At 71.2% G+C, this 10,668-nt stretch carries 11 protein-coding genes; 1 reads left to right on the top strand and 10 read right to left on the bottom strand.

Annotated features, from left to right (window positions below; all coding sequences use genetic code 11):
- Positions 1 to 20 precede the first annotated feature (20 nt).
- From ACI379_RS08900 to ACI379_RS08880, 5 genes are all read right to left on the bottom strand, one after another.
- Positions 21 to 1,310 carry an ABC transporter permease gene (locus tag ACI379_RS08900; RefSeq protein WP_439791730.1) on the bottom strand — a complete coding sequence of 430 codons (1,290 nt, stop codon included), beginning with the start codon at positions 1,308 to 1,310 and terminating at the stop codon, positions 21 to 23.
- A complete protein-coding gene (locus ACI379_RS08895; RefSeq protein ID WP_439791729.1) occupies positions 1,307 to 2,503 on the bottom strand; it encodes an ABC transporter permease in 1,197 nt (398 codons plus the stop codon). Before ACI379_RS08895 ends, ACI379_RS08900 begins: the two co-directional genes overlap by 4 nt.
- Entirely contained in the window at positions 2,500 to 4,020 is a 1,521-nt protein-coding gene (locus tag ACI379_RS08890; protein ID WP_439791728.1) for an ABC transporter ATP-binding protein, read from the bottom strand. The genes ACI379_RS08895 and ACI379_RS08890 overlap by 4 nt, the downstream gene beginning before the upstream one ends.
- A 147-nt stretch (positions 4,021 to 4,167) precedes the next feature.
- Positions 4,168 to 5,244, bottom strand: a complete 1,077-nt coding sequence (locus ACI379_RS08885; RefSeq protein ID WP_439791727.1) for a BMP family lipoprotein — start codon at positions 5,242 to 5,244, stop codon at positions 4,168 to 4,170.
- 122 nt (positions 5,245 to 5,366) lie between these two features.
- Positions 5,367 to 6,584 carry an amidohydrolase gene (locus tag ACI379_RS08880; protein WP_439791726.1) on the bottom strand — a complete coding sequence of 406 codons (1,218 nt, stop codon included), beginning with the start codon at positions 6,582 to 6,584 and terminating at the stop codon, positions 5,367 to 5,369.
- A 62-nt stretch (positions 6,585 to 6,646) separates the two neighbouring features.
- On the opposite strand from ACI379_RS08880, the gene ACI379_RS08875 reads away from it, so the two are divergent.
- Entirely contained in the window at positions 6,647 to 7,369 is a 723-nt protein-coding gene (locus ACI379_RS08875; RefSeq protein WP_439791725.1) for a phosphotransferase, read from the top strand.
- Between the two features lie 28 nt (positions 7,370 to 7,397).
- Here ACI379_RS08875 and ACI379_RS08870 read toward each other — a convergent pair whose 3' ends face one another.
- The 5 genes from ACI379_RS08870 to ACI379_RS08850 all read right to left on the bottom strand — a co-directional run.
- Positions 7,398 to 7,973 carry a hypothetical protein gene (locus tag ACI379_RS08870; protein WP_439791724.1) on the bottom strand — a complete coding sequence of 192 codons (576 nt, stop codon included), beginning with the start codon at positions 7,971 to 7,973 and terminating at the stop codon, positions 7,398 to 7,400.
- Positions 7,933 to 8,277 (bottom strand): hypothetical protein, encoded by a 345-nt coding sequence (locus tag ACI379_RS08865; protein ID WP_439791723.1) that lies wholly within the window; start codon positions 8,275 to 8,277, stop codon positions 7,933 to 7,935. Before ACI379_RS08865 ends, ACI379_RS08870 begins: the two co-directional genes overlap by 41 nt.
- Entirely contained in the window at positions 8,274 to 8,816 is a 543-nt protein-coding gene (locus ACI379_RS08860; RefSeq protein WP_439791722.1) for an RNA polymerase sigma factor, read from the bottom strand. Before ACI379_RS08860 ends, ACI379_RS08865 begins: the two co-directional genes overlap by 4 nt.
- A 64-nt stretch (positions 8,817 to 8,880) precedes the next feature.
- A complete protein-coding gene (meaB, locus tag ACI379_RS08855) occupies positions 8,881 to 9,879 on the bottom strand; it encodes a methylmalonyl Co-A mutase-associated GTPase MeaB (RefSeq protein WP_439791721.1) in 999 nt (332 codons plus the stop codon).
- A gap of 7 nt (positions 9,880 to 9,886) precedes the next feature.
- The coding region (locus ACI379_RS08850; RefSeq protein WP_439791720.1) for a methylmalonyl-CoA mutase family protein at positions 9,887 to 10,668 on the bottom strand (782 nt) is incomplete at its 5' end.

Raw genomic sequence — 10,668 nt, 5'->3', positions numbered from 1 at the left:
CGGCCCATCCTCGGTGTGGTTCAGCTCTTGACGTACGGCTCGCCGTCGGCGGCCGGCGGGCGGACCCGACCGACGAAGCCGGCGACCGCGATGATGGTCGCGAGGTACGGCGAGGCCCGCAGCAGCTCACCCGGGATCTTGTCCAGGAACGCCAGCTGCGCCTGCAGGGTCCACATCAGGCCGAAGAACAGCGCCGAGATGGAGGCCCACACCGGGTGCCAACGTCCCATGATGACGGCGGCCAGGGCGATGAAGCCGTTGCCGGCCGACGCCCCGTTGTCGAAGGCGCCGGTGGAGCCGACGGTGAAGTAGGCGCCACCGAGACCGGCGAAGACACCACCGAGCAGGACGGCCTGCCAGCGGGTGCGGTTGACCTTGATGCCCACCGTGTCGGCGGCCTTGGGGTGCTCACCGACGCTGCGCACGCGCAGACCCCACTTGGTCTGGAAGAGCAGCCAGGTGACCAGCACGACCGAGGCGTACATCAGGTAGACCAGCAGCGACTGCTCGAAGAGCGAGGAGCCGATCACGGGGATCTTCGACAGGAACGGGATCTCGATGGGCGGCAGCACCAGCGGGGTGTTGAGGTACTCCTTGTGCTCGGCCGGGATCTGGCTGAGGAAGAAGCTCGTCAGACCGGTCGCCAGGGCGATCAGCACGACACCGAGCACGACCTGGTTGACCAGGTAGCGCATCGCGAAGACGGCCAGCAGGGCCGACATGGCCACGCCGGCGAGGATGCCGCCCACCAGACCCATCTCGGCGCTGTACGCCATCGACGAGGCGACGGAGGCGAAGAACGCGCCCATGAGGAACTGGCCCTCGATGGCGATGTTGATGACGCCCGCGCGCTCGCACATCACACCGGCCAGCGCGCCCAGGATCAGGGGCGTGGCCAGCTTGATGGTCTCCGGCATCGGGTTCTGCATGACGATGTCGCGGCCGGCCTCCTGGTCGGCGTACATCCAGATCATGAAGCCGGCGAAGAACGCGGCACCCACGAGGAGGTACACCACCATCCCGAGCCAGCCCTTGGGCACCCGGTTGACCGCGGCCAGCACGAGGGCGACCACGGCGATGACGAGGGAGATCCAGACCAGCGGCATGCCGTTGAGGGTCTGCGCCGGGTCCTCCTTGGTGACGCGGCGACCCATCGTGTACAGCACGTGGCCGTCATCGATGGTGAGGGCGAACCAGGTCAGCAGCACCGTCACGATCGCGAAGACGACGATCTGCTTGATCTGCCGGGCGATGTCGGCCCGGTCGCGGACGTCGACGGTGTCGACGGTCTCGGCAGTCATGGTGCTCATCCGCCCCATCCCTTCGCCATCACGGTTGACTCCCCGGACCCGCCCCGCATCCGGATCAGGCCACGCACCAGGGCGGGCGCGGCCACGAACAGCACGATCAGTGCCTGCAGCACGCTGGCGAGCTCCTTCGGGGTGCCGGCCGAGGCCTGCATCGCGACGCCGCCGACGCTCAGCGCGCCGAACAGCAGGCCCGCCAGGACGGTGCCGAGCGGGGTGGCGCGGCCGAGCAGGGCCACGGTGATCGCGTCGAAGCCGATGGTCCCGGCCAGGGTCGGGCTGAGCGAGGACTGGTCGCCCAGGACCAGCATCGTCGAGGCCAGGCCGGCCAGCAGGCCCGCCAGCAGCATGCCCATGGTGAAGACCTTCGCGACGTCCATGCCGGCCGTGCGCGAGGCCTCCGGGTTGGCGCCCACGGCGCGCAGCTCGAAGCCGAGCGTGCTGCGCTCGAGCAGCCACCAGACGCCGAACGCGGCGACCAGCGCCAGGATGACGCCCAGGTGGGTGCCCGCGACGCTGCCGAAGGTGGCGCTGTCGTGGACCGGGGGCGAGAGCGTGTTGTCGCTGTTGGGACGCTGGAACGCGTCCTTGCTCAGGGCGAACAGCAGGATCGAGGCCGCCAGGTAGTTGAGCATGATCGTCGAGATCACCTCGTGGGCGCCCGCCTTGGCCTTGAGCAGACCGGCGATCGCGCCCCACAGGGCGCCGCCGACGAGGCCGGCGACGAGGGCGACCAGCATGTGCAGCACGGGCGGCAGGTCGAAGGTGAAGCCGACGTAGCCCGCGCACAGGAAGCCCAGCGTCATCTGGCCGGTGGCGCCGATGTTGAAGAGCCCGGCCCGGAAGGCCAGCGAGACGCCGAGGCCGGCGCAGATCATCGGGGCCGAGCGCTCCAGCGTCGTGCTGATCCGTTCCCAGCTGCCGATCGAGCCACGCACCAGCGAGCTGTACGACGACGAGATCGCGTGCCAGGCGTTGCTGAAGAAGTCACCCGGGTAGCTGAAGAGGTAGCTGGCCGACTCGAGCGTGTCCTGGTCGCTGAGCGCGATCAGCAGGGCACCGATGACCAGGGCCGCCACGATGGAGACGATCGTCTCAACGAGGGTGGGCACCCAGGTCCGGCCGCTCTTGGCCGGCGGCTCCGGGGGCGGCGGCGGGGCCGCTTCCTTCTCGGGGGCGGGGGTCGGGGTGCTCATGCGCTCACCTCGTTCGGGCCGCGCGTGGAGCCGGCCATCAGCAGGCCGATCTCCTCGCGGGGGATGGTGGGGCTGACGATGTCGACGATGCGTCCGTCGTGCATGACGGCGATGCGGTCGGAGAGGGCGTAGATCTCGTCGAGCTCGGTCGACACGATGACCACGGCCGTGCCGCGGTCACGCTCGGCGACCATCCGCTTGTGGATGAACTCGATCGAGCCGACGTCCACGCCGCGGGTCGGCTGGGAGGCGATCAGGACCTTGAGCGGACGGGAGAACTCCCGCGCCACGACGACCTTCTGCTGGTTGCCGCCCGACAGGGAGCTGACCGGCGTCTCGGCGCTCTCGGTACGGATGTCGAACTCCTCGATCCGCGCCTCGGCGTTGGCCTCGATCGCGTCGAGCTTGAGCGCGAGACCGCGGGAGAACTCGTCGGAGCGGTAGAGGTCGAGGATCAGGTTCTCGCGGACGCTGAACGGGCCGACGTAGCCGTCGTGGGAACGGTCCTCGGGGATGTACCCGATCCCGGCGTCCAGCGACTGGCGCGGGCCGTACTTGGAGATGTCCTCGCCGTCGAGCCGGATCACGCCGGCGTCGGGTCGTACGAGACCCATCAGCGCCTTGATCAGCTCGGTCTGGCCGTTGCCCTGGACGCCGGCGATGCCGATGACCTCACCGGCGCGCGCCTCGAAGGAGACGTCCTTGACGACCTGGTGCCCGCGGGGGTCGACCACGGTGAGGTTGTCCACCGTCAGGACCGGGTCGCCGACCTCGGGGGCGTCCTTGTCGACGACCAGCTTGACCGCGCGGCCGACCATCATCTCGGCGAGGTGCGACTCGCTCGACATGGGGCTGGTGGTGCCGACCACCTTGCCGCGGCGGATCACGGTGATCTTGTCGCCGACCGCCTTGACCTCGCGGAGCTTGTGGGTGATGAAGATGATCGAGGTGCCCTGCTTCTTGAGCTCACGCATGATCTCCATGAGCTCGTCGATCTCCTGGGGCGTGAGCACCGCTGTGGGCTCATCCAGGATCAGCACCTTCGCGTCGTGCGAGAGGGCCTTGATGATCTCCACGCGCTGCTGCACGCCGACCGGGAGGTCGCCGACCAGTGCGCTGGGGTCCACGGCCAGGTTGTAGCGCTCGGACAGCTCGCTGACCATGTCGGCGGCGGCCTTGCGGTTGAGCACGCCCAGCCCGCGGGTCTTCTCGCGCCCCAGCATGACGTTCTCGGCTACGGAGAAGACCGGGACCAGCATGAAGTGCTGGTGCACCATGCCGATCCCGGCGTCGATCGCGTCGCGGGGCGAGGCGAAGGTGACGGGCTCGCCGTCGATGAGGATCTCGCCCTCGGTGGGGTCGAGCAGCCCGTACAGCATGTTCATCAGGGTGGACTTGCCGGCCCCGTTCTCGCCGAGCAGGCAGTGGATCTCACCCGGCTCGATCGTCAGGTCGATCGAGTCGTTGGCGGTGAACGACCCGAACCGCTTGGTCAGTCCCTTGATCTCAAGTTTCAAAACAGTCCCTCTCGACGACGCTGTCGATCCCGGCAGCCGGCCCGCCCACACGCGGATGGACGATGTTGCGGGTGCGTTGAGCATAGAACGCCGGGGCGGGCACGTGCTCCCCGCCCCGGCGTCCTTGTGCGCTCAGGAATTCAGCAATCAGCTGAGCTTGATCTCGCCAGCGATGATCTGGGCCTTGAGCTCCTCGATCTTGTCGAGAACCTCCTGGTCCACGCCGTCCTTGATGTCGGCCAGGCCGACGCCGCCGTTCTCCAGCGTGCCGACGTACGGCTCGTTGGAGAAGCTGTCGTCAACCGACGCCTGGATGGAGGCCTCGACGGCCACGTCCATGGCCTTCATGACCGAGGTCAGCAGCACGTCGCAGTACTCGGCGGCCGAGACGCAGCCGTCGGTGTCGACCCAGATGGCCTGGACGTCGGCGTCCTTGGCGGCCTGGAGGGCACCCAGACCGGCGGGACCGGCGACCGGGTAGACGATGTCGGCGCCCTGGCCGATCATCTGGGCAGCGATGTTCTGGCCCTTGGTCTTGTCCTCGAAGTCATCGGTGAACGAGCCACCCTTGCCGTCCCAGCCGAGGAGCTTGACCTTCTCGCCCGAGTCCTTGTTGTACTGCTCGACGCCGAGGCGGAAGCCCTCCATGAAGATGGTCACGGTGGGGATGTTCATGCCGCCGAGGGTGCCGACGGTGCCGGTCTCGGTGGTGGCAGCAGCGAGGTAGCCGGCCAGGAACGACGGCTCGTCGGTGTTGAACGTCAGACCCTGGAGGTTGGCCGGGGCGATGTTCTTGCCCTTCTCGTTGAAGTACGCGTAGTCGACGATGGAGAAGTCGACGTCCTTGTTCTTCTTGGCCGCGGCCAGGGTGGCGTCACCGAGCAGGAAGCCGACGGTGGTGACCGAGTTGCAGCCCTGCGACACGAGCGCGTCGATGTTGTCGCCGTACTCGGAGTCGGAGTGCGACTCGACCTCGGCGGTCTGCACGCCGATGTTGGCGGCAGCCGAGAGGAGACCGTCGTGCGAGGTCTGGTTGAACGACTTGTCGTCGAAGCCGCCGGAGTCGGAGACCATGCACGCCTTGAAGTCGATCTGCTCGGCGGTCTTGGTCGGGGTGGTGGTCTCGTCTGCCTTGCCGTCGTCGTCCGAGGGACGCTCTCCACACCCGGCAAGGGTGATCGCGGCGATAACGGCCACGGCAGCGAATCGAGCCGTCTTCTTCACGGCGCCTCCTGATCGGTTGTTATGGAACGCCCCCGCGGGCGCACATTCGACAGCAGATTAGCCGTGTTCGCAGGAGAAAATCCGGCGCCCTGCCAAACCGTTACCCGCCAGTGACCGGTCTCTCACACGCTCAGCGTCAGGACGGCGACGTCGGCCAGCAGGCGCGCGCCGATCGCGGTGGCCCGCTCGTCGACGCGCAGGTTGCCCTGGTGGAGGTCGAAGGTCGAGCCTCCCGGGGTCCGCGTCCCCAGTCGTGCCATCGCGCCGGGCACCTGGTTGAGGTACCACCCGAAGTCCTCGCCCCCGAGGCTCTGCGGCGTCGGCACCGGACCACGCCGGCCCAGCACCCGCTCGGCGGCGGTGGTCAGCTGGACGAAGGCGTCGCGGTCGTTGACCACCGGCGGCACCCCCCGCTGGTAGGTGACCTCCGCGGTGACGCCGTACGGGGCCACGACCTGGCCGATCAGCGTGCGCACCAGGTGCTCGGCCTCGGTCCAGGTGACCGCGTCGAGCATCCGTACGGTGCCGACGAGCTCGCCGGTGCCGGGGATGACGTTGGCCGCCGAACCGGCAGCGACCTTGCCCCACACCACCGAGACGCCCGCACGGGGGTCGAGGCGCCGGGACAGGATCGCGGGCAGCTCGGTGATCAGCTTGCCCAGCGCGAAGGTGAGCTCCTCGGTGAGGTGCGGGCGCGAGGTGTGGCCGCCGCGGCCGTTGAGGCGTACCTGCAGGAAGTCCGCGGCGCCGGTCAACGGACCCTCGCGCAGCCCGACCCGACCCACGTCGAGGCTGGGGTCGCAGTGCAGGCCGTAGATCGCGTCGACGCCGTCGAGGGCACCGTCCTCGATGAGGTGCAGCGCTCCCCCGGGCATGACCTCCTCGGCGGGCTGGAACAGCAGCCGCACCCGGCCGTCGAGGCGCCCCGCGCGCTGGACCGCGTCGAGCGCCCAGGCGGCACCGATGAGGGCGGAGACGTGCACGTCGTGGCCGCACGCGTGGGCCACGCCCGCGACCGTGCTGCGCCACGGGTCCGTGGTGAGGTCGTCGATGGGCAGGGCGTCGAGGTCGGCCCGCAGGGCCACCAGCCGGCCGCCGGAGCCGAGGTCCGCGACCAGCCCGCCGCCCTCGGGCCGGGTGAGCCGCCAGCCGGTGCCGGCCAGGCTCTCCACGACCCGCTCGGTGGTACGCGCCTCGGCCCAGCTCACCTCGGGGTGGGCGTGCAGGTCGCGGCGCAGCGCCAGCAGCGCGTCACCACGCTCGGCGACGACCTGGTCGATCAGCGCGTGCGCGTCGTAGGTCGCCGGATGGGCGTCAGGGGCCGGGGCATCGATGGACATCACCACGATGCTAACGGCGACCGGTACCGTGCGAGGTCGTCGACTCGTGGAGAGGAACGCCGATGGACGAGTTCGCCGACTGGGCGCTCGTCACGTCCGGCCGCAGCGGGGCCGTGCTGCGCCGCAGCCCGGGCGGGATGGCGTACGCGAAGTCCGGCCCGGACGTCGCCCACGAGCGCGACCGGCTGCTGTGGCTGGCCGGGACCGACGTGGTGGCGCCGCGTGTGCTCGACTGGGTCGAGGGCCCCGTCCCGACCCTGGTCACCGCGGCCCTGCCGGGGGTCCCCGCCGCCAGCGTGCCGATGGCGCTGCGCCCCGTGGCTGCCGAGTCCGTACGGGAGGCCGTGGGTCGGCTGCACGCACTCGACGTGGCAGCCTGCCCGTTCGACCGCCGGCTGCGCGTCACCGTGGCCGAGGCCCGGCGCCGGGCCGACACCGGACTGGTCGACCTCGACGACCTCGACCCCGAGCGCGCCGGCGCAACGGTGGCGTCCCTGCTCGACGACCTGGCCGTACGGCTCCCCCACGCCGAGGAGGCCGAGACCTCCGGGCTGGCCGTCTGCCACGGCGACGCCACGGCCGACAACGTCCTGGTCTCCCCCGACACCGGACGGCTCGTCGGGGTCGTCGACGTCGGCTCGCTGGGCGTCGCGGACCGGCACCTCGACCTGGCCCTGGTCAGCCGTACCGGGCCGGTGTCCGTGGCCCTGGCCGGGAGGCCGTGGACCGCGGACGCCGACCCCGTGCTGCTGGAGTTCTACCGGCTCCTCGACGAGTTCTTCTGAGGCGGCCGGTCGTGGCGGGCCGCCGGGACTATCCGTCGACGGAGGTGGCGGCGCCGCGGGCCCGCGGCGGCAGGGTGTCGACGACCTCGGTGCTGACCCAGGTGACCCAGGCGCCGTCCCCGTCGGGCCCCCATCCGGTCCCCTGCATGCCCAGGAAGCGTCCGGTGGAGGCGTCGAGGACGAAGCGCTGCGTCATCGGGCCGTCACCGGTGGCCAGCACCGTCATCCCGCCCTCCGGGGCCCCGGGGGCGTCGCGCAGCGAGTCGGCGCCCACCTGCTCGATCCCGTCGATGCGCGCCAACGCCTCGAAGACCAGCGCCTTGAACTGCGGCGAGACCCCGTACTCCGTCAGCAGCACGCTCCCGGCCCGCTCCACGGCGGCCGCGTCACCGCGCAGGTCGCCGGAGTCCGTGCGCAACCACGCCAGGACCGTCTCGACGTCCAGGTCGGCACGCAGGGCGATCTCCGGCACCTCCACCCGGCCGCGGTAGAGGATCCCGTCGGAGTCCAGCATGCGCTTCTGCCTCCCGACCGAGCCCGGCACCCAGCTCTCCGTGGTGTCGTCACCGGGCTCGCCGCCGTACCAGCGGGTGGTGCGGTGCACGACGTGCAGGTACTCGCCCGGGCCCCGCGGCCGGGGCGTCCTCGGCGATCGCGGCCGTACGCAGCAGCACCGCCGCTGCCTGCGCCGGCTGGGCACCCTGGGGTCCCGGGAGGCTGACCAGCGTCACCGCCAGGGCGGTGCAGGCGGCGGCAGCAGCGACCCCGGCCACGACCGGCCACCTCCGGCGCGGACGCCGTACGGCCGGAGCGGCCTCGGACAGCACCCGGGACCGTGCCCGGGCCAGGGCGTCCGCGTCCGGCTGGGTCTGGTCACCCACGCGGCTGAGCAGCTCGATCTCGTTCACAGGTCGTCTCCGTTCGACGTCACGACCGCCAGGCGGTCGCTGGGGCGGGGCAGGCGGGCGGGCGTACCGTCCGCTGCCAGGTGGGCCCGGAGCACGCGACGTGCCCGGTGGAGACGCGACTTGACCGTGCCCGCGGGGATGCCGAGCGCCGCCGCCACCTCGGGCTGGGACAGGTCGCCCCAGGCCACCAGCAGCACGACGTCACGGTCCTCGGGTGACATCCGTGCCAGCGCCCGCAGGTGCCGGGCCTGTGCCCGCCGACGGCGGTGCAGCAGGTTGGTGGCGATGCCGTACAGCCATGGCCGCGCCGAGGGCGCGGACGGGTCGTACGACTCCCGCCGCTCCAGCGCCACGACGAAGACGTCGGCCAGCACGTCCTCGGCGTCCGCGGCCCCCACCCGGCGGGTGAGGTGGCGCAGCAGCTCCGGTGCGTACCGGTCGAACAGGATGCCCAGCTGCTCGGGGCGCTCACGGGCCAGGTCCAGGACCTCGGCGTCCGTCAGCTCCCGCGAGCCCGGTGCGTCGTCAACGTTCTCCATGCCCCCTCTTCCCCGATCGGGGCCCAACGGTTCACGGTGCCGCCCCGGGATGGTGCGTGGGGGCTCAGCCCTCGTCGAAGGCGGCGATGATCGCGTCGGCCGCGGCCGGGGCGGAGAGGCGTCCGGACAGGACGTCGTCGGCGACCTGCTGGCGGATCGCGGCCACCGGCTCCGAGCGGCGCAACCGCTCGTTGAGGATGTCGCGGACCAGGGTCCAGGTGAAGTCGAGCTGCTGCTGGGCGCGCTTGGCCAGCAGGCCGTCGTGGCCCAGGTGGTCGCGGTGCGCGCCGATGCGGGCCCAGACGTCGTCGACGCCGACGCCGGTCAGGCCCGAGCAGGTGACCACCGGCGGCGCCCACTCGCCGTGCCCGCGGACCATGCGCATGGCACCGGCCAGCTCGCGCGCGGCGACGCGGGCCTCGGCGCTGCGGTCCTCCGCGGCCCCCTCGGCGTCGGCCTTGTTGACCGCGATCACGTCGGCGATCTCGAGGATGCCCTTCTTGATGCCCTGGAGCTGGTCACCGGTGCGGGCCAGGGTCAGGAAGAGGAACGTGTCCACCATGCCGGCCACGGTGATCTCGGACTGGCCGACTCCGACGGTCTCGACGAGCACCACGTCGTACCCCGCGCCCTCCAGGACACTCATCGCCTGCGAGGTCGCGGCGGCCACGCCGCCCAGGGTGCCGGCCGACGGCGAGGGCCGGATGAACGCGTTCGGGTCGATCGACAGTTGCGGCATCCGGGTCTTGTCACCCAGCACCGAGCCGCCGGTGCGGACGCTGGACGGGTCCACCGCGAGGACGCCCACCCGCTTGCCCTGGGCGGTCAGGTGGGTGCCGAGTGCCTCGATGAAGGTCGACTTGCCGACCCCGGGCACCCCCGAGATGCCGACCCGTACGGCCGGGCCCGCCGAGGAGTCCTCGGCGAGCCGGGCCAGCAGGTCGCGCGCCAGCGCCCGGTGGTCGGGGCGCATCGACTCCACGAGCGTGATCGCCCGGGAGACCGACGCGCGCTGACCTGCGCGGATGCCGGCGTACAGGGTGTCGAGGTCGACAGCCGCCATGGTCTGCTCAGGCCGAACGGAGCTTGGCCAGCAGGTCGAGGGCGGAGTCCGCGATCACGGTGCCCGGCAGGAACACCGCGGCCGCACCCATCTCCTTGAGCGTGGGCACGTCGTCGGGCGGGATCACGCCGCCGATGACGACCATGATGTCGGGACGCCCCTGCTCGGCCAGCGCCGCCTTGAGCGCGGGCAGCAGGGTGAGGTGACCCGCCGCCAGCGACGAGACGCCGACGATGTGCACGTCCGCGTCGACCGCCTGCTGGGCGACCTCCTCGGGCGTGGAGAAGAGCGGACCCACGTCCACGGTGAAGCCCATGTCGGCGAACGCGGAGACGATGACCTTCTGGCCGCGGTCGTGGCCGTCCTGGCCCATCTTGGCGACCAGGATGCGCGGACGGCGCCCCTCGGCCTCCTCGAAGTCGGCGGTCGCGGCCAGCACCTGGCCCAGCTTCTCGTCGCCGGACTCGGCGGAAGTGTCGCGGTACACGCCGGAGATCGTACGGATGACGGCCTGGTGGCGCCCGTACACCTTCTCCAGCGCCTCGGAGATCTCACCGACGGTCGCCTTGGCCCGCGCCGCGTCGACGGCGAGCCCGAGCAGGTTGCCGTCCAGCGAACCGCCGCCGGCGGCGCCGCGCTCGGCGGAGTTCGTCAGGGCCTGCAGGGCCGCGTCCACGTCGTCCTGGTTGCGCTCGGCGCGCAGGCGCTCGAGCTTGGCGATCTGCGCGCGGTACACCTCGTCGTTGTCGACCTTGAGGACCTCCAGCGGGTCCTCGTCGGCCAGGCGGT

It is taken from the genome of Nocardioides sp. (assembly GCF_051876515.1).
Classification (GTDB): Bacteria; Actinomycetota; Actinomycetes; order Propionibacteriales; family Nocardioidaceae; genus Nocardioides.
Note: the sequence above shows the minus strand (reverse complement) of the source record. Positions and strands in the feature narration are given on the sequence as shown.